Source organism: Streptomyces sp. NPDC057638, assembly GCF_042800315.1.
Taxonomy (GTDB): domain Bacteria; phylum Actinomycetota; class Actinomycetes; order Streptomycetales; family Streptomycetaceae; genus Streptomyces.
Genome location: NZ_JBHVHF010000081.1, coordinates 1 through 19,377, shown reverse-complemented (window position 1 = coordinate 19,377; position 19,377 = coordinate 1). Strand labels below are relative to the sequence as shown.

The 19,377-nt window shown below is 70.3% G+C and carries 14 protein-coding genes; 4 read left to right on the top strand and 10 right to left on the bottom strand.

Going from position 1 to position 19,377, the window contains the following annotated elements:
* Nucleotides 1–61: 61 nt before the first annotated feature.
* A complete protein-coding gene (locus ACFVIM_RS14265) occupies nt 62–1,198 on the bottom strand; it encodes a CobW family GTP-binding protein (protein WP_384301000.1) in 1,137 nt (378 codons plus the stop codon).
* 13 nt (nt 1,199–1,211) lie between these two features.
* Nucleotides 1,212–2,333, bottom strand: a complete 1,122-nt coding sequence (locus ACFVIM_RS14260) for a citrate synthase/methylcitrate synthase (RefSeq protein WP_384301004.1) — start codon at nt 2,331–2,333, stop codon at nt 1,212–1,214.
* A 451-nt stretch (nt 2,334–2,784) separates the two neighbouring features.
* Here ACFVIM_RS14260 and ACFVIM_RS14255 point away from each other — a divergent pair, with 451 nt between their 5' ends.
* From ACFVIM_RS14255 to ACFVIM_RS14245, 3 genes are all read left to right on the top strand, one after another.
* Nucleotides 2,785–4,017 carry a citrate synthase gene (locus ACFVIM_RS14255; RefSeq protein WP_384300999.1) on the top strand — a complete coding sequence of 411 codons (1,233 nt, stop codon included), beginning with the start codon at nt 2,785–2,787 and terminating at the stop codon, nt 4,015–4,017.
* A gap of 386 nt (nt 4,018–4,403) precedes the next feature.
* Nucleotides 4,404–6,050, top strand: coding sequence for an ATP-binding protein (locus tag ACFVIM_RS14250; RefSeq protein ID WP_384300998.1), 1,647 nt, complete (start codon nt 4,404–4,406; stop codon nt 6,048–6,050).
* Nucleotides 6,047–6,793 (top strand): response regulator, encoded by a 747-nt coding sequence (locus tag ACFVIM_RS14245; protein ID WP_384300997.1) that lies wholly within the window; start codon nt 6,047–6,049, stop codon nt 6,791–6,793. Before ACFVIM_RS14250 ends, ACFVIM_RS14245 begins: the two co-directional genes overlap by 4 nt.
* A 59-nt stretch (nt 6,794–6,852) precedes the next feature.
* On the opposite strand, the gene ACFVIM_RS14240 is transcribed toward ACFVIM_RS14245, so the two are convergent.
* The 3 genes from ACFVIM_RS14240 to ACFVIM_RS14230 form a co-directional block, all read right to left on the bottom strand.
* Complete coding sequence (locus ACFVIM_RS14240) at nt 6,853–7,578, bottom strand: response regulator (protein ID WP_384300996.1); 726 nt, start codon at nt 7,576–7,578, stop codon at nt 6,853–6,855.
* Nucleotides 7,575–8,759 carry a sensor histidine kinase gene (locus ACFVIM_RS14235; protein ID WP_384300995.1) on the bottom strand — a complete coding sequence of 395 codons (1,185 nt, stop codon included), beginning with the start codon at nt 8,757–8,759 and terminating at the stop codon, nt 7,575–7,577. The genes ACFVIM_RS14240 and ACFVIM_RS14235 overlap by 4 nt, the downstream gene beginning before the upstream one ends.
* A 349-nt stretch (nt 8,760–9,108) precedes the next feature.
* On the bottom strand, nt 9,109–11,226 hold the full coding sequence (locus tag ACFVIM_RS14230) for a type IIA DNA topoisomerase subunit B (RefSeq protein WP_384300994.1): 2,118 nt from the start codon (nt 11,224–11,226) through the stop codon (nt 9,109–9,111).
* Between the two features lie 436 nt (nt 11,227–11,662).
* Between ACFVIM_RS14230 and ACFVIM_RS14225 the strand changes: the two genes are divergently transcribed.
* Nucleotides 11,663–11,893, top strand: a complete 231-nt coding sequence (locus ACFVIM_RS14225; RefSeq protein WP_100109587.1) for a hypothetical protein — start codon at nt 11,663–11,665, stop codon at nt 11,891–11,893.
* 275 nt (nt 11,894–12,168) lie between these two features.
* Here the strand turns inward: ACFVIM_RS14225 and ACFVIM_RS14220 are convergent, their stop codons facing one another.
* From ACFVIM_RS14220 to ACFVIM_RS14200, 5 genes are all read right to left on the bottom strand, one after another.
* Nucleotides 12,169–12,987, bottom strand: a complete 819-nt coding sequence (locus tag ACFVIM_RS14220; protein WP_384300993.1) for a S1 family peptidase — start codon at nt 12,985–12,987, stop codon at nt 12,169–12,171.
* Nucleotides 12,988–13,430: 443 nt separating this feature from the next.
* Nucleotides 13,431–14,984, bottom strand: a complete 1,554-nt coding sequence (locus tag ACFVIM_RS14215) for an RNA polymerase sigma factor (RefSeq protein WP_384300992.1) — start codon at nt 14,982–14,984, stop codon at nt 13,431–13,433.
* Between the two features lie 378 nt (nt 14,985–15,362).
* On the bottom strand, nt 15,363–16,250 hold the full coding sequence (locus tag ACFVIM_RS14210; RefSeq protein WP_384300991.1) for a FadR/GntR family transcriptional regulator: 888 nt from the start codon (nt 16,248–16,250) through the stop codon (nt 15,363–15,365).
* A gap of 163 nt (nt 16,251–16,413) precedes the next feature.
* Nucleotides 16,414–18,330: an ATP-binding cassette domain-containing protein gene (locus ACFVIM_RS14205; RefSeq protein ID WP_384300990.1), complete on the bottom strand. Its 1,917-nt coding sequence runs from the start codon at nt 18,328–18,330 to the stop codon at nt 16,414–16,416.
* Nucleotides 18,331–18,441: 111 nt separating this feature from the next.
* Nucleotides 18,442–19,206: an NUDIX domain-containing protein gene (locus tag ACFVIM_RS14200; protein WP_384300989.1), complete on the bottom strand. Its 765-nt coding sequence runs from the start codon at nt 19,204–19,206 to the stop codon at nt 18,442–18,444.
* Nucleotides 19,207–19,377: the final 171 nt, after the last annotated feature.

Genomic DNA, 19,377 nt, shown 5'->3' with positions numbered 1-19,377 from the left:
GTCCGTGTCGATGACGCGGACCGGGAACGGACGACCTGGGCGGACACGGCCGGGCCATCCCCTAGCGCGCGTCCTCGTCCCCGTATCCGGGGTCCTCGTCGCCGTACCCCAGGTCTCCCGTCCCGTACGCCCTGTCGTCCGGCGTCCCGGCCGCGTCCCGCTGCTCGGGTACGTAGCGCAGCACTCCCCACAGATCCCGCTCATCGGCACCGTCCGCCGCCCCGGTCACCCGCGTGCCCGCCAGTTCCTCACCGAGGGTGGCGGTGTCGATCGCGGAGCCGATGAGGACGAGTTGGGTGAGCCGCTCCTCCGTGCGGGGCCACGGCTCGGGGTAGAACCGCAGAAACCGGCCGACCGCGTGCACGGCGTACCGGTTACGGGGGTCGACGGGGCCGAAGTCGACAAAGCCCTTGATCCGGTAGAGGCCCTCGGGCCGGGAGTCCAGGAACTCCATCAGCCTGCGCGGATGCAGCGGCTCCCCCGCCGTGAAGGAGAGGCTCTGGTACGCCGTGTGGGCGTGACCGGCGTGATCGCCCGCCTCCTCCTCGTCCAGCAGGTCCTCGAAGGCGAGCTGACCCACCCGTTCGGCGCTGGGGCGGTGGTCGAAGAGCAGCTCGGGATCGATCCTCCCGTACACCGACTCGACCACGGCGGCCCCGGCGGGGAGCGAGGCGCGCAGCGCGGCCAGCTCCGGGCCGCCGACGCGGTCGGTCTTGTTGAGGACCACCAGATCGGCGAGGGCGAGATGGCGGTCGAGCTCGGGGTGGCGCTCACGGGTGGCCGTGAACTCGGCGGCGTCCACGACCTCGACCAGCCCTCCGTACACCACCCGCTCGTTCTCACTGGCCAGCACCATCCGTACCAGCTCGGCGGGCTCGGCCAGTCCGCTGGCCTCGATGACGATCACATCGAGCCGCGCGGCGGGCGCGGCGAGCCGCTCCAGGAAGACATCCAGCTCACTGGCGTCCACCGCACAGCACAGACAGCCGTTACCGAGGGAGACCGTCGAGTCGCCGAGCTGTCCGGCCACGGTCATGGCGTCGATCTCGATCGCGCCGAAGTCATTGACGATCGCACCGATCCGGGTGCCCCGGCTGGCCCGCAGCAGATGGTTCAGCAAGGTGGTCTTGCCCGACCCGAGGAAGCCCGCGAGGACGATGACGGGGATCTGCTTGCTCGGACCGGGCGTGGAACTCACCGGGGGGCCTCTCTCAGACGACGGGTACGGGCTGCGGCGGAGGCGGCCCCGCGTAACGGGCCGCCGGGCGGATGATCTTCGAGTCCGCCGACTGCTCCAGGATATTGGCGCTCCAGCCGACCACCCGGGCGGCGCAGAACGTCGGGGTGAACATCGCCCGCGGCAGCCCGCACAGCTCCATGACCACCCCGGCGTAGAACTCCACGTTGGTGTGGAGCTCACGGCCGGGCTTCAGCTCGGCGAGGATCGCCACGACCTCGCGCTCCACCTGGACGGCGAACTCCACCAGCGGCCCGCCGAACTCCTCCGCGATCCCGCGCAGCATCCGCGAACGGGGATCCTCCGTGCGGTACACCGGATGGCCGAAACCCATGATCCGATCCCCGGCGAGCACCCGCTCCCGGATCCAGGGGCGGATCCGCTCGGGGGTGCCGATGGCGTCGAGCGTGTCCAGCGCGCGGCTCGGCGCCCCGCCGTGCAGCGGCCCGGAGAGCGCGCCGATCGCACCGGTCAGCGCGGCCACCACATCGGCACCGGTGGACGCGATCACCCGCGCGGTGAAAGTCGAGGCGTTGAAGCCGTGGTCGACGGTGGCGATCAAGTACCGCTCGATCGCCCGCACCCGTCGCTCATCGGGCTCCCGCCCGGTGAGCATGTACAGGTAGTTCGCCGCGTACGAGAGGTCCGCGCGCGGCTCCACCGGCTCCCGTCCCTCGCCGAGCCGGTGGAGCGCGGTCAGCAGGGTGGGCACGGCGGCGCAGGCGGTGAGGGCGTCATCGGCGCGGTCGGCGGGGTCGAGGTCGTAGACCGGGCGCATGCCCCGCTCGGCACCGAGCAGGGAGAGCGCGGTACGCAACCCGGCGAGCGGTCCCGACCCGGCGCGGGCGATGGCAGGCAGGGCGGCCCTCACCCCGTCCGGCAGGCTCCGCCGCTCGGCGGTCCTGGCGAGGAAGCCGGCGCGCTCGGCGGTATCGGGCAGGGTGCCGTGGACCATCAGATGCCAGACGTCCTCGAACCCCCGCTTCTGTGCGAGTTCGACCGCCGAATACTGCCGGTAGTGGTAGAAGCCCTCGCGCCCGCGGACATCGCCGAGCGCGGTCTCGGTGACGGTGACCCCGGCGAGCCCTCGCGGTATCGACGGCTGCCCGGCGGGGCCGGCCTCCGCCTCACCCGAAACCTCTGAAACCTCGGGGTTCACTGGGACACCAACTACACCAATTGCACCGTCAGCAACCTCAGCGGCCCCGTCAAACTCCCCCGCCGCAGAGACCTCAGAACCCTGATCGCTGGAGCCTCCTGAAGCTCCCGTCGCCCACATAACCACAGGGATCTCGGCGGACTCCATCGCTTCAGTGGCATCAGTGACTACAGGAGCCACGGCGGTGTCCGTGGTGACAGCAGTGCCAGCGCTACCTGCGGCACCTGTGGTGTTAGTGACATCAGTGGTGGCAGTGACATGCGCCGTGTTGGCGCTCTGGTGCGGCATGAGTCTCCTCCTCTAACGTGATTCGACTGTCCATGCTTGATTCAATCATTGTCAATATTGATTGAATCAATATATCTATCAACTGTGTACGGTATCCCTCATGACGGACCACCCGGGGCACGGCGACCGACTGACCACCAAAGAGGCTGCTCAGCGACTCGGAGTGAAGCCCGAAACGGTGTACGCGTATGTCAGCCGGGGCCTGCTCACCAGCCATCGCTCCCCCAGTGGGCGCGGTAGCACCTTCGACACCGCCGAGGTCGACGCGCTCGCCGGCAAGGGGCGCCGCGAGCCCCCGGGCGGCGACCCGCTCACCCGTCTACGCAGTGGGATCACGCTGATCGACGCGGGCCGGTACTACTTCCGTGGCGTCGACGCCACAGCCCTGGCCCAGCGCCACCCCTATGAAGAGATCGCCGACTGGCTCTGGACCGGGACCCTGCGCCCAGGACTCCGGCTGATCGCGCCACCTGGAGCACTCTCAGCCGCCCGCCGCGCCCTCGCCGGAATGCCGCCGGGCAGCGGCCCGGTCGACCGGATGCGGGTGGCCGCCATCGCCGCCGCCGTGGCCGACCCACTCCGCTTCGACCTGGGGCGGGATTCCGTGCTCGACAGTGCCCGCGCGCTCATCCCCACCCTGGTGGACGCCCTGCCGCCGCTCGGACCCCCGCCCCCGGCGGACGCCCCTCTCGCGTCCCGGCTCTGGCCCCGGCTGACCGCGCGGGAACCCGACCCGCCATCCCTGCGCGCCCTGGACCTCGCCCTCGCCCTCCTCATCGACCACGGCATGGCCGCCTCGACAGTGGCCGTCCGGGTCGCCGCCTCCGCCCGGGCCCACCCCTACGCCGCCGTCTCCGCCGGGCTCGGCGCTCTCGACGGCCCGCTGCACGGTGCCGCCAGCGGCCTCGCCCACCGCATGCTGGCCGAAGTCCTGGAACGCGGCAGCGCGCCGGCCGTGGTCGCCGACCACCTCCGCGTCTCCCACCCGGTGCCCGGCCTGGGCCACCGGCTCTACCCGGGCAGCGATCCGCGCGCCGACGCCCTCTTCGCGGCCCTTGCCGACATTCCCTCGGCGCAAGCCACCCTGACGGCGGCCCACCAGGTGGCCGAGGTCACGGCCCGCCAGACCTCCCTTCACCCGAATGTGGACCTCGCGCTCGCGGCCCTGTCCGTGGCGAGCGGGATGCCCTCGGAGGCGGGCGAGACGATCTTCGCCGTGGCCCGCACGGCGGGCTGGATCGCCCATGCCCTGGAGGAGTACGCGGAACCCCCGCTCCGTCTGCGCCCCACCGGCCCCTACACCGGCCCGCCACCCCCGCAGCCGCTCCCCTGAGCCCGCGCACCACCACGATGGGACCACCTGTCTGGGCGGGACAGGCGGGGATTCGCCGAGGAGGTGGGCCCGGCACCCCGTCCGCGCGGGAGCCGATCCCACCCCGCCTCGGCCCGGTCCACCACCCAGGACGCCTGGGACCGCCGGGCTTGGGCGGGGCAGGTGGGGTTTCCCGGGGTGATGGCCCAGGGCTCCGCCATGAGCCAAGGGTGCGCACCTGGCCGACCCCGGGAACACCATCGGGCTACCGGTCGCCCCGACAGGAACCCTCACCAGCGCCCCGCCTTCGCACCGCCCTCACCCGAACACCGTCAGCACCTCCCGTAACCCTTCTCTCACCTGCAAAGATTTCAAAAGCCAACGATCCCCGTTTACCGTTTCTGAGCATGAGCCCCGAACCGACCACCCCTGCCAGACGTCGGCGGATCGGCTGGCCGCAGCGGGTCTCCTCGCAAGTCCTGCTGATGCAGCTGGCCATCGCCACCGGTGTCACCGTCCTCGCCACCGGTCTCTTCCTCGCACCGCTCAGCGCCCAGCTGGACGACCAGGCCATGCGCAGGGCGCTCGCCATCGCGCAGACCACCGCCTCCCCGGAGGTCGCCCACGATCTGCGCACCAGCCCCCCCATCCCCGGCGGGCCGGTCCAGCGCGAGGCTGAGCGGATCCGTCAGGCCACCGGCGCCGAGTATGTGGTGATCATGAACATGGAGGGGGTCCGCTGGTCCCACACCTCGCCCTCCGAGATCGGCCAGGTCGTCTCCACTGACCCCAGCGACGCCCTAGCGGGCCGGGAGGTCATGGAGATCGACAGTGGCACCCTTGGCCGCTCCGCCCGGGGGAAGGTTCCGCTCCGGGACACCGATGGCACCATCACCGGGGCCGTCTCGGTCGGCATCGAGTACGACAGTGTCCGGGACCGTCTCCTCGCCGCCATCCCTGGCCTGCTCGCCTACGCGGGCGGAGCCCTGGCCGCCGGGGCCCTGGCCGCGTACCTGATCTCGCGCAGGCTCCAGCGCCAGACCCGCGATCTCGCCTTCTCCGATATCTCCGCCCTCCTGGCCGAACGGGAGGCCATGCTGCACGGCATCCGTGAAGGCGTGGTCGCCCTTGACGCCCACGGGCGGATCCGGCTGATGAACGACGAGGCCCAGCGACTGCTCCACCTCGACTCCAGCGCCAAGGGACTCCCCCTCGACCACGTCCTGGGCCCGGGCCGCACCACCGATGTCCTGGCGGGCCGGGTCACCGGCGAGGACCTGGTGACCGTGCGCGGCCACCGGGTACTGATCGCCAATCGGATGCCCACCGACGACGGTGGTGCCGTCGCCACCCTGCGGGACCGCACCGAGCTGGAGCGGCTCGGCCGCGAACTGGACTCCACTCGGGGCCTGATCGACGCCCTCCGCGCCCAGGACCATGAGCACGCCAACCGGATGCACACCCTCCTGGGACTGCTGGAACTGGAGATGCACGAGGAGGCCGTCGACTTCGTCACCGAGGTCGTCGGGGTACACAGGGCCACCGCCGAACAGGTCACCGAGAAGGTCCATGACCCCCTCCTCGCCTCCCTGCTGGTGGGCAAGGCGACCGTCGCGGCGGAGCGCGGAGTCTCCCTGCGTATAGCCGCCGGCACCCTGCTGCCCGACCGGCTGGTGGACCCGCGCGGGCTGGTCACCATCGTCGGCAACCTGGTCGACAACGCCATGGACGCGGCGGCGGGTTCGGCGGACCCCAGAATCGAGGTCGAGTTGTACGCACAGGACCGCACAGCGGTTCTCCGCGTCGCCGACAGCGGTCCCGGCGTCCCCATCGAACAGCGCGAGGAGATCTTCACCGAGGGCTGGACCACCAAGGAACCCCCGGCGCACGGTAAGCGCGGCCTCGGCCTCGCCATGGTCCGCCGACTCGCCGAACGCCAAGGCGGAACCGCCGAGGTCCAGGATGCGGACGGCGGCGGTGCCGAGTTCGTCGTCGTCCTCCCGGAGGCCTTGAGCGAACTGAACGAACCCGCCACGGCCGGGGAGGCACGATGAACAACGGACGGACAGTGACGGTACGCGGAGCCGACTCGGCCAACGGCGCGAGGGAGGACGAGGTCATCAACGTCCTCGTCGTGGACGACGATGTCCGGGTCGCGGAGATCAACGCGGCCTATGTCGCCAAGGTGCCCGGGTTCCATGTCTCGGCGCGAGCCCACTCGGCCGCCACGGCCCTGGCCCGGATCGCCGACACCCCGGTCGATCTGATCCTGATGGATCACTATCTGCCCGACGGCAACGGACTGGCCATCGTCCGCGAACTGCGGCGCCTCGGCCACCACACCGATGTGATCATGGTGACGGCCGCCCGGGATGTCGCCACCGTGCAGGCGGCGATGCGCCATGGCGCACTCCAGTACCTGGTCAAGCCCTTCAACTTCGCCGGACTGCGCACCAAGCTGGAGGCGTACGCGGGTCTGCGTCGCGCCCTCGGCCGGGGTGGCGAGGCGGAGCAGGCTGAAGTGGACCGTATTTTCGGCGCCCTCTCGGCCGGCTCGATCGCCCCTGACCTGCCCAAGGGCCACTCTCCCACCACCGCCGAAGTGGTCCGCCAGGTCCTGTTGGCGGCCGAGGGCCCGCTCTCCACCCAGGAGATCGCGGATCGCGCGGGCGTGAGCCGCCAGACCGCCCAGCGTTATCTGAAGCTCCTGGAACGCACGGACCGTGTTCGTCTGAGCCTCAAGTACGGCGAGACGGGCCGCCCGGAGCACCGCTACCTCTGGTCGGCGAGCGCCTGACAGCATCCGGCAGCCGCCCCGGCGCCATGACCAGTCCGTCCTCCACCTCCGCGACCGCGTCATGGCGCACCCGCTTCCGGGGGCCGTGCCAGCCCCTCCTGATAGGCGTAGCGCACGGCCTGGGCACGGTCGTGCACCCGGGCCTTGGCGAAGAGGTTGTTGATATGGGTCTTCACCGTGGCGGTCGAGATATGGAGCCGCCGGGCGATCTCCGCGTTGCTCAGTCCATCCGCGATCAGTGTGAGCACCTCTCCCTCACGCCCCGTCAGCCCGTCGGGCAACGTCGTCGCCGACGGCTCGGGTACGGCCGCCGTGACCTCCTCCAGCAACCGCCGCTGCACCACCGGTGACAGTCCGGCCCGTCCGGCCATGACCTCCTGGATAGCGCGGACGATCTCGTCGCCGTCGGCGTCCTTGGTGAGATAGCCGCGTGCCCCGGCCCGCAGCGCGGGGAACAAGGAGTCGTCATCGGCGTAGGTGGTGAGCACCACGACCTGTGTGCCCGGGTGGTCCCGGCGAATCCGCCGGGTCGCCTCCACCCCGTCACACCGGGGCATCCGCAGGTCCATTAACGCCACATCGGGCGCCAGATCCGCCACGAGGGCCACCGCTTCCTCGCCGTCCCTCGCCGATCCCACCACCTCGATACCTGGCAACAGCCCCAGGAGCATCACAATGCCCTCACGCACCACCGCCTGGTCGTCCACGACCAGCACACGGGCGTCCCCACCGCCCCCGTCGCCCCGCCCGTTCCCACGGTCAGGCGCACGTTCCGTACCGGTCATACCGGCACCCGTAACTTCACCACGAAGCCCTCCCCCTCAGGTCCCGCGTCCAAGGTGCCGTCGAGCAACTCGGCCCGCTCCCGCATTCCGAGCAGACCGTACCCAGAACCCGACACCCTCAGTTCCCCCGTCGGAGCCGTCGGCCCCGAATCACGTATCTCCAGCGTCACCGCCGCCGTTTCAAAGCCCAGCGAGAACCACACCGTGGATCCCGGCGCGTGCTTGCGCGCGTTGGTGAGCGCCTCCTGGGCCACCCTCCGCACCGCCTGGGACACCTCCGCGTCCAGCCGCCTCGGCTCCCCCGACACCTCCGCCTCCACGCCCTCCTCATGGGCGAGCGCGAGCAGATACTCCTCGATCGGCGTCAGTTCACCACGAAGGGCCGAAAGCGCCTGCCGGGTCTCGAAGAGCCCTTCCCTCGCCATTCCGCGCGCGGCCACCACCCGCTCCAGGATCCGGTCACGGAACGGGCCCTCCGGCTCCCGCTCGATCCATATCCGCGCGGCCTCCAGATGGACAAGCTGGGCGGAGAGGCTGTGCGCCAGCACGTCATGGATCTCCCGGGCGATGCGCGCCCTCTCCCCCAGCGCGGCGGAGAGGGCTTCGGCCTCCCGAACGGCCCGCTCCTGGGCCAGCAGGCGGAACCCCGCTCCCCTGGCCTGGGCGTCCAGGCGCAGGGAGTACCCGCCGAGAAGCACCCCGCCGACCGTGGCCAGCACGGTGATCACTGTGTGGCCATCGCGCGCCAGCACGAGACACCCCGTCGCCGCCGCTCCCACCACCAGCCCGAAGAGCAGCGGCAGCCGCCCCATCGCGACGACGGCCACCGATATCCAGAGCATCGCGGCGGCCAGCTCCGCCCCGATCCGATGCGCCCCCCACCCCAACACACCCACGACGAGGAGCAGTCCCACCGACTCCATCAGCCGGTTCTCCAGCGTGGTGCGCCGATACCGCAGGGCCACGGCGGCACAGAGCAGCAACCCCAGCAGCGGCAGCGCCGCCCGCGCCCCCGGAAAGACGCCCGAGGCATAGGCGCTGGAAACAGCCCACACCGCCAGGCCGCCCTGCACCACGACGTCCAACACCAACCGGACGCGCGGCACGCCTATCCGGGTGAGCGACTCCCGCGCGGGCCAGGCCAACCCCGCTCCGCTCCTGTGCCCACGAGCGACCGACATGCCGTCCCCCTCCGTCGCTTCGAGCCTACGGAGCACGGCGATCAAGGGAATCGGAGCACGGGTGGAGCTTTCCTCTCCACCCGTGGGTGGGCGAGCCGCTCGCCCCAGAAGGATAAAGACGACCACCCCGGACCCTGGCCTCAGCCCGACCGAGCCCACCGGGGCCCAACCCGCGAACGCCCCGTCCTCAGGGGAGCCGTGGCTCCGCCCCCGGTGACGCGCACCCGCCCAGAGCCCCGCCCCGCCTCGATACTCCGTCGTCCCCGCCCCATGGCCCCCGCCCACGGCAGAAGCCCCCGGGGCGGCTTCACCGCTCCGGGGGCTCCCCCTCACTCCGTCAGCGCGCCCCTCAGGCGTCGATCCTCGACCGGTCCAGCGTCGCCGCCGAACTGGTGATGAACTCCTTGCGCGGCGCGACCTCATTGCCCATCAGCAGGTCGAAGACCTGCTCGGCCGCCTCCAGATCACCGATGTTGATCCGGCGCAGTGTGCGGTACCTCGGGTCCATGGTCGTCTCCGCAAGCTGGTCGGCATCCATCTCGCCCAGGCCCTTGTACCGCTGGATGGAGTCCTTGTACCGGACCCCCTTGCGCTGGTACTCCAGCAGGGTCTGCCGCAGCTCGTTGTCGGAGTAGGTGTAAACGTACTTGTCCTGCCCCTTCTTGGGCTGGACCAGTTCGATCCGGTGCAGCGGGGGCACGGCGGCGAAGACCCGGCCCGCCTCCACCATCGGCCGCATGTACCGCTGGAACAGCGTCAGCAGCAGACAGCGGATGTGCGCGCCGTCGACATCGGCGTCGACCAGCAGCACGATCTTGCCGTACCGCGCGGCGTCGAGGTCGAAGGTACGCCCCGACCCGGCCCCTATGACCTGGATGATCGCCCCGCACTCGGCGTTCTTCAACATGTCCGAGACTGAGGACTTCTGAACGTTCAGAATCTTTCCGCGGATCGGGAGGAGCGCCTGGAACTCACTGTTCCGGGCGAGCTTGGCCGTGCCGAGCGCCGAGTCCCCCTCGACGATGAACAGTTCGCTCCGCTCCACGTCGTCGCTGCGGCAGTCGGCGAGCTTGGCAGGCAGCGTGGATGACTCCAGCGCCGTCTTGCGCCGCTGCGCCTCCTTGTGCTGACGCGCCGCGATCCGGGTCCGCGCGGCCGCGATGGCCTTCTCCAGCACCGCTCTGGCCTGCGCCTTGGCATCCCGCTTGGTGGAGGTCAGAAACGCCTTCAGCTCCTTGGCGACCACGTTGGCGACGATCCGGTTCGCCGCGGAGGTGCCGAGGACCTCCTTGGTCTGCCCCTCGAACTGCGGCTCGGCCAGCCGGACGGTGACCACCGCCGTGATCCCCTCCAGGGCGTCGTCCTTGACGATGTCGTCCTCGGCGACGCGCAGCAGCTTGCTCGCGCGCAACACCTCGTTCATGGTCTTGGTCACCGCGCGCTCGAAGCCGGTGACATGGGTGCCGCCCTTGGGCGTGGCGATGATGTTCACGAAGGACTTGACCATGCTGTCGTACCCCGTGCCCCAGCGCAGCGCGATATCGACCCCGAGTTCCCGGGTGACCTCGGTGGGCGTCATATGACCCCGGTCGTCAAGGACGGGCACGGTCTCCTTGAAGGTGCCCTGCCCGGTGAGGCGCACCACGTCACAGACGGCCTTGTCCTGCGCGAGGTACTCGCAGAACTCGCTGATCCCGCCGTCGAAGCGGAAGATCTCCTCGCTCTTGCCCTGGCCGTCGAGATCGCGCTCGTCGCGTACCACGATGGTGAGTCCGGGGACGAGGAAGGCGGTCTGCCGGGCACGCTGGTGCAGGGTCTCCAGCGAGAGCCGCGCGTCCTTGAGGAAGATCTGCCGGTCCGCCCAGTACCGCACACGGGTGCCGACGCGGGCCTTCGGGATCCGCTTCCCCTTCAGCAGCCCGCTGGCCGGGTCGAAGGGAGCGTCCGGCCCCTGCTCGGTGAAGATCCCGGGGACCCCGCGACGGAAGCTGATCGTGTGCGTGCTGCCGTTGCGGTCGACCTCGACGTCCAGACGGGCCGACAGTGCGTTCACCACCGAGGCGCCCACGCCGTGCAGACCTCCGGAGGCGGCGTAGGAGCCACCGCCGAACTTGCCGCCCGCGTGGAGCTTCGTCATCACGACCTCGATGCCGGAGAGGCCGGTCTTGGGCTCCACGTCCACCGGGATACCCCGGCCGTTGTCCCGGACCTCGACGGAGCCATCATCGTGGAGGATGACCTCGATGTGGTCGCAGTAGCCGCCGAGCGCCTCGTCGACGGAGTTGTCGATGATCTCCCAGAGGCAGTGCATCAGACCGCGGCTGTCAGTGGACCCGATGTACATACCGGGTCGCTTGCGAACCGCTTCGAGGCCTTCGAGGACGAGCAGGTGCCGCGCGGTGTAGTTGGAGCCGTCACGCTCTGCGGTCAGCAGCGCTGTGGACGGCACGGACGTTTCGGCGGTCACGCGGTTCGCTCCTCGCTGAATTTCAAAGGTGGCCCCACGGGGTAAGGCCAGGCGTCGGTCGCCCGGTCAGAGGGTACCGAGCCCTGGTAGAGCCGATGTAACGCCACCCTCGTGATTCCTTATGCTAGTCCAGGGTCGCATGAGTGTTCGATCCCTCGATGGAGTGACGCGAACATCACGTTCCCTTCGAGGCATGAACCATTTAGGCTCCGGGCACGTCCTCATGAACAACCCGGCAAGCCAGCCGGGAGGGACAAAAGAGACAAGCAACGCGAAAACCCGTAGAGCTCAGCAATACGGCTCATTCGCCGCCAACCGGCAGCAGACAGCCTCTCCCCGAAGAATCTTTTCGAGGAAAAGCCCCGAGTGGGAACGTTTGGGGCTGGTTGGATGTTGACCCTGGTACGACAGCTCGTCGAGCTAGAGAAGAGGCGACGTGACTACTGTTCTGACCCCCGCGAGCCCCCTGACGGCCGCTGATCGCTGCGACCGCTGCGGCGCCCAGGCGTATCTGCGTGTCGTCCTGATCAGCGGCGGTGAACTGCTCTTCTGCGCCCACCACGGACGTAAGTTCGAGCCGGAACTCAAGAAGATCGCCGCGGAAATACAGGATGAGACTGACCGACTGACGGCCGTCCCGGCCGGCGCCGGTGAAGAGGATCACTGACACCTCGCATCCACGACGAGCCAAGGCCGGTCCAGGACCGGCTGACGGGCGGTCGCCCCCGACAGGGGCGACCGCCCGCTCGCGTACGGTGGCAGTGATGACCAGCACGTTACCTGCGTCAGACCAGCGAGTGACCGGTGCGACCGTCCGCCCCGTGCACCTGGGGCGGACGGACCGGGACCGGGCCTACCGGACCCGCGTCAGTGACTCCGGAAGTACGGCGCGCTCCCGCCGCGATGACATCACCGAACGTGACGAGAAGCGCCCCGGCCGACTCACCGCGGTACGGTCACCGCCGAGACACGGGTGTAGACCCCAGGGCTGTCCGCCCGCCCGCAGCCGCTCCCCCAGGAGACCAGGCCGATCAGCCGCCCGTCGGCGACGAGCGGCCCGCCACTGTCCCCCTGACAGGCGTCATGCCCTCCCTGGGTGTCTCCGGCGCAGACCATCGTCGCGGCGGAGTAGCGTCCGGCGATTCCGCCCGGGTACGCGCGCTCGCACAGGACGTCCTCCAGTACGCTCACCCGGGCCGCGCGCAGCGATGTCGCGTAGCTGCCGTCGCCACGGGTGTCACCCCAGCCGTAGACGGTCGCCGCGCCCCCCGGCCGGTACGCCGGGTCCCCGGGACCCGCGACGGCGATCACCTGGGAGTCCGGCAGCGCCTCCGCGAGCGTCAGTACGGCCAGATCGCCGCTGTTGCTCGCCGGGTCGTACTGCGGCGTGACCCAGCTTCCCGCGATCGCGACCTCCCGCCCCTCCAGGCTGGTCAGCTCGGTCCGTCCGACGACGACCCGCAGGTCGGGGACGTCCCTCACCTCCCGCCCCAGGACGGCCCGGCTCAGACAGTGGGCGGCGGTCATCACCTTGGTCGGCGCCACCACGACACCACCGCAGAACTGGCCTCCGCGCGTTCCCCCGAACCGGTCACGGCTGGACAGCGCGACCACCCAGGGGCTGTCAGCGACGGTCACGGGATAGCCACCGACCACGACGCTGTCGGCGACGGCCGGGCGGGGCGCTGCCAGTGGCGCCACAGCCGCGACAGTGACCAGGGACAGCACCCCGATCAGGGCTCGGACGAGAGGACGACGCATCGGGCCTCCTGACTCTGCGTGCATGACGTCCCCTCAGCGTCAGTCACGCCACGCGCACGCGCACCCCCACAACGTGAAGAACCCCTGTTCGGGTACACCCACGGCTGGAGGACCGGCTCCACCCCCACGGGGATACGGAAGGGGCCTGGAGGCTCGATCCATCCGTTGCCGCGGTCACCCTTCCCCTAGGGCGCGCCCCCTCGGCCACACGCGCGAACAGCTGGAGGCCATAGCGGCCGAACTCAACGGTCGCCCATGCGAAACGCCCGGCCGGGATCCCCCAACCGAGCGCCTGCGTAAACCGCTCACGGCCCGATGAACACGACCCCGTGATGCGACGACCCCTGGAAACCGCTCTCGGCGGATTCCAGGGGCCCTCACCACATCGCCGCCGGGGTACGGAGGTGACCTCCGTACCCCGGCGGCGCCGACCGCGGACGGGATCAGTCCAGGTAGTCCCGGAGGACCTGCGAACGCGACGGGTGGCGCAGCTTCGACATCGTCTTGGACTCGATCTGGCGAATGCGCTCACGCGTGACGCCGTAGACCTTGCCGATCTCGTCCAGCGTCTTCGGCTGACCGTCGGTGAGCCCGAAACGCATCGAGACCACACCGGCCTCGCGCTCGGACAGGGTGTCGAGCACCGAGTGGAGCTGCTCCTGGAGCAGGGTGAAGCTGACCGCGTCGGCGGGCACGACGGCCTCGGAGTCCTCGATGAGGTCACCGAACTCGCTGTCGCCGTCCTCGCCCAGCGGGGTGTGCAGGGAGATCGGCTCCCGACCGTACTTCTGGACCTCGATGACCTTCTCCGGGGTCATGTCGAGTTCCTTGGCCAGTTCCTCCGGGGTGGGCTCGCGCCCGAGGTCCTGGAGCATCTGACGCTGCACACGGGCGAGCTTGTTGATGACCTCGACCATGTGCACGGGGATACGGATGGTGCGGGCCTGGTCGGCCATGGCGCGGGTGATGGCCTGCCGGATCCACCAGGTGGCGTAGGTGGAGAACTTATAGCCCTTGGTGTAGTCGAACTTCTCCACCGCGCGGATGAGGCCGAGGTTGCCCTCCTGGATCAGGTCCAGGAAGAGCATGCCGCGGCCGGTGTAGCGCTTGGCCAGCGAGACGACCAGACGGAGGTTGGCCTCCAGCAGGTGGTTCTTGGCGCGGCGGCCGTCCTCGGCGATGATCTCCAGCTCGCGCTTGAGCTTGGGCGCGAGCTTGTCGGCGTTGGCGAGCTTGTCCTCAGCGAAGAGACCGGCCTCGATGCGCTTGGCCAGTTCGACCTCCTGCTCCGCGTTGAGCAGGGGGACCTTGCCGATCTGCTTGAGGTAGTCCTTGACCGGGTCGGCGGTCGCACCCGCGACGGCGACCTGCTGGGCGGGCGCGTCGTCCTCGTCCTCGTCCGAGAGGACGAAGCCCTTGCTCTCGCCCTCGGTCTCCTCGTCCTCGCCCTTCACCCCGGGCTGGACGTCCTCAAGGAGATCCTCGCCGTCGCCGGGCTCGTCGATGTCCTTCTTGGAGGCCGACTTCTTGGCGGCCGTCTTCTTCGCGGTGGTCTTCTTGGCCACCGCCTTCTTCGCCGTCGTCTTCTTGGCGGCGGCCTTCTTCGCGGGCGCCGCGCCCTCGTCACCGGCCTGCGCGTCGACCGAGTCGGCCGTCGAGGCAGCGGTGGCGGCGACGGTCTTGGTCACGGTCGTCCGGGCCGTGACGGCCTTGGTGGCGGTGCGCTTCGCCGGGCTCTTCGCTGCGACGCTCTTACGGGTGCGCTTGGGCGATTCCGCGGCACTGACCATCAGCGTCACACCCTCTTCCTCCAGGATCTGGTTGAGGCTGCGCAGAACATTCTTCCACTGGGTTGGCGGAATCTGGTCGGCCTCGAAGGCGCGACGCACGTCATCGCCGGCGATCTGCCCATCAGCCTTTCCCCGCTCGATGAGCGCCATCACAGATGCGGACTCGGCGATCTCCGGCGGGAGCGTACGGGATGTGCTGGCCGACACGAACAACCTCTCGGAACGATGGAAAACGACTTCCGGTCCCGCCCATCACGGGGGCGGACCGACGACCACCGGGCTGCGGAGGTACCGGTGGCGCGGGCTGAACCTTAGAACTGCTGGGAACGGAACAGCGCCGTAAACGGCTGCCGTATTCCCTCCTCGGCTGTCACCTCTTAGGTCATCGCACGGTTTCGAGGAGTGTTACGCCCAATCCGCGTGGCCCGAGTCACACCTCATTGACGGCAAAACGACTAGAGCGGACTTTTCGTACACGCTTCCGCACGCGGCCGTGCCGCCGGACCCTGGAGGATCCGGCGACACTCCGCACATACGCCCCCGTACCCTCCCCTGGCCACTCGGCCGACGATCATCGTGGCGCGGTCAGTGCTCACGGGGCGCCGGAACGACCCGCTCCACCTCCGGGTGGACGGTGAGCAGCTGCCTCATCGCGGATTCGGCGACATGAGCGTCGCCCGTGGCGAGGGCCTCGGCGATGCGGGCGTGATGGGCGAGGGCCACCTCGGTGGGCCGGTCACAGCCCGTGACGGGGCCGCCGGAGACCTGAAGGGCCGAGGAGACGATTCCGGAGAGGTGCTCCAGCATCCGGTTGCCCGCGAGCTGGATGAGCAGGGTGTGGAACTCCGTGTCGGCGCGCGAGAAGGTGATCCCGTCACCCTGCGCGAGAGCATGGCCCATGATCTCGACCATGTCGGCGAGTCGCTGCTGGATGTCCTCGCGACCGTGCCCGGCGGCGAGCCGGGCCGCGAGGGGCTCGATCGTCCAGCGCAGCTCACACAGCTCGCGGCGCTGATCATCACGCTGGGGACCGAAGGCACGCCACTCGATGATGTCGGGGTCGAGCAGATTCCAGTCACTGACCGGGCGGACCCGGGTGCCGACGTTGGGGCGGGCGCTGACCAGGCCCTTGGCCTCCAGCACGCGCAGCGACTCCCGGACGACGGTGCGGGAGACCTCGAACCGCTGCCCGATCTCCTCCGGGACGAGCGGCCGGTCGGCGCCGAGGTCCCCGGAGACGATCATCTGTCCGAGCTGCTGGACGAGCTGGCCGTGCAGTCCACGGCCCCGGCTGCCAGCCGCGCGGCGGCCGACCCGGCCTAGCTCCGGGTCGGGTCCGTCCCAGGCGGGTGGCCCGACGCGGTCGCCGCCGGGGGCCTCCGCGTAGGGGTATCGGTCGAGTTCGCCCGGACCGGCGAGACCGGAGTCGGCGGGGCGGGCGGAGGTCATCATGGTGTGCGCAAGGGTACTCACGCATCCTTTGTCGGCCCGGACCTCACGGCCCTTGAGGTCTTTGGTGAAAAGCACACGAAAGGGTGATCGGCGCTTCCCCCATAATTGACGCCTTATCGGAAAGAAACGGGCGCACTCAAGGGAGTTGCGGACAGACCACCACAGCTCCGGTCGATCATCACCCTCAACCCGTCTCCCAACGACGGCCGGTGAACACATACGCGCAGATCAGAACAGACAGCGACACCATAAGGGCGACACCGACAGGTTGGGCGAGGGAGCGCAAGCAGAACGTCAGCACGCCGCCCAGCTGTCGCGGCGGGCCCACCCAGGCGAGTTCCTGAATTCTTCCGATAAATCCGGCTGCTGAGCGGACCGACGGTACGACGATCGCCTTCTCGACGAGCGGGGCCACCACGACCGGCACGACGAGGACGGCCGCGACCCCGGCCGCCGTGACCCGGAAGACCCCGGCTCCCAGCAGTCCGGCCCAGCCACAGCCCACGCAGAGGGCGCACCAGGCGAGCAGGGGCCCGGCACGCTCCCCCGGTTCCGGCAGCGCCTCCCCTCCGTACAGCAACCGCAGCGCCTGGGCGTCGACGGCGACGACGACCAGCGCGATCAGCAGCGACGCCGCGGCGGTCACGGTGAGCTTGGCCAGCAGCAGGGCGAGTCGGCGCGGCACGGCGCCCCGGGCGACCGCGAGCGCCGGATGGCTCCGCTCCTCTCCGAACGCGAGTGCCCCGATCACACCCGCCCCCAGGGCGGCGGGCGGAAGCGGCAGGTAACCGGGCCAGGCCGCCAGTGCGACCGGCAGGGGCGTGGCCCGCGAACGGGCCAGCAGCACACAGACGATCAACGAGAACAGCAGCGCGGCACCGCCGACGAGGGCGGCGGTGCGTGTTCCGGTCATCCGCAGTACCTCGTAGCGGAGGGGATGGACGGGCGCCGTGAGCGGTGTGGAGTCCACGGCCTCCACGACCTCCAGCTCACCCTCCGACTCCAGGGCCTCCGAGGTCTCGTCGAACGCGGGCCCCGCTGCGGTCTCGGCCGCCTCCACGAGTTCCGCCCCGCTCCCCCCTGCGCGGATGTCTCGCCCGTGCTGCCCCGGGACGGCGGCTGTCCCGGGGGACTCCGGGGAATCGGCGTCCGGCCACCTCTCCCCGGCGGGCTTCTCCCGAGTGAGCGGTACGGACACGGCGGTGGGCACCGGGACATCGCCAGTCGCGGCCGACGCGCCCCTCTCGTCCGCGAGCCGGTGGACGAGGACACCGTGCCGGAAGGCCACCTCGCCGACTTCGGCGCAACTACTGCCGTAGACGGAGAGCAGACCGCCGCTCTCCGTCACGGCCTCCACGGAGCGCCGGGCGGACCGCGCCTCACGGTGAAGGAGGTCGGCGAGCCGCAGGGCGTACGGGGTGCGCACCGCGACCCGGGGCTGGAACCGGGTCCGGGTGAACTCCGCCACCTCCTGGTCGGCGATGACTGTTCCCTCCTGGAGGCTGACCACCCGGTCGGCGACACGGGCGGCCTCCTTGGGGCACTGCAGCGCGCACAGAACCGTTCCACCGCGCTCGACGTGGGCCCGCACCCGGACATACAGCTCCTCGCCCTCCTCTGCGCGAAGACCCCGCGCCGGGTCGTCGAGCAGGAGCGTCTGAGGGTCGCCCAGCAGCGCCGAGGCGAGGCCGAGCCTGCGGTCCAGGGCGAGGGGGAGCGTCCCGAGTGGCTGTGCCGCCAGATCGGCGAGGCCGACGGCGGCGAGCAGCTCGTCCGCGCGTCGCGTCGGGACACCGGTGGCGGCGCAGAGCATCCGCAGCTGTCCCCGGCAGCTGCGGCCCGGATGCCCCGGCACATCCCCGAGCAGCGCGCCGACCTCCCTGGCCGGACGGGCGATCCGGTGCAGGAGGTTGCCCCGGAAGAAGGTCACGCCACGACCCGGTTCGAGTCCCAGCATCAGCCGCAGCGCGGTGGACTTGCCCGCCCCGGGCGGCCCGAGAAGGACCGTGAACCGCCCCGGAAGGGCCTCAAGGGTGACGTGGTGGACGGCGGGCGGGTGCTCCCGCCGGGGAGCACTGGTGAGTCCGATGGCCTGGAGCATCGCTTCTCTCGCGGAGGTGCGGTGGTGGGGCGACCGCTCAGCGGCGCGGTGACTACCGCAGCACGATAACGCGACAGATCGGACTTTTGACGCAGCGTGAGAATCCGTGTGTCAGATCTCGGGGCGCAGCATCGGAGGGTTGAGCACCGTGGCACCGCCCGCCCGGAAGAGTTGTGCGGGCCGACCGCCCTGGCGCGTGGTCGTCCCGCCCGACGGCACGAGGAAGCCCGGCGTCCCGGTCACCTTGCGATGGAAGTTCCTGGGGTCAAGCGCGACTCCCCACACCGCCTCGTAGACCCGGCGCAGCTCCCCGACGGTGAATTCCGGCGGACAGAATGCCGTGGCCAGCGATGAGTACTCGATCTTGGACCTGGCCCGCTCCACCCCGTCCGCCAGGATCCGCGCGTGATCGAAGGCGAGCGGCGCCGACTGCTCGCCCTCCCGCCCGAAGCCGCCCTCAGGGCCCAGGAGGTCGGCCACCGGCGCCCAGCGCGCCCCGTGGGCGTCACCACCGGCCCGGGGCGCGGGCAGATCGGGGGCCAGCACGAGGTGGGCGACGCTCACCACGCGCATACGGGGGTCCCGCCGCGGATCGCCATAGGTGGCGAGCTGCTCCAGATGCGCTCCGTTGCCCAGGTCGGGGGCGACGGGGTCATGGGCGGACAGCCCGGTCTCCTCGGCGAGCTCCCTGGCGGCCGCGGCCGCCAGGTCCTCGTCACCCCGGACGAAGCCGCCCGGCAACGCCCACCGCCCCTGGTACGGCGGCTCTCCCCGTCGTACGACCAGGGCGCAGAGCTCATGACGGCGCACGGTGAGCACGACCAGGTCGACGGTGACGGCAAAGGGAGGGAAGGCCGACGGGTCGTAGGGAGACATGCCGTGATCATAGTCGTCTGCCTGACGATAAACACTCCTTTCGTCGTGCGGCCCTTCTCTTTCTTCCCTCGCTCCTGACCTCAGGAGCCGCCCCGGCAACGGCTCCGCCAGGCGCTCTCCGCCGTGCTGTCTCCGAGCCCCCTTCCCGGTCCGCGCGGGGCCGTTACAAGC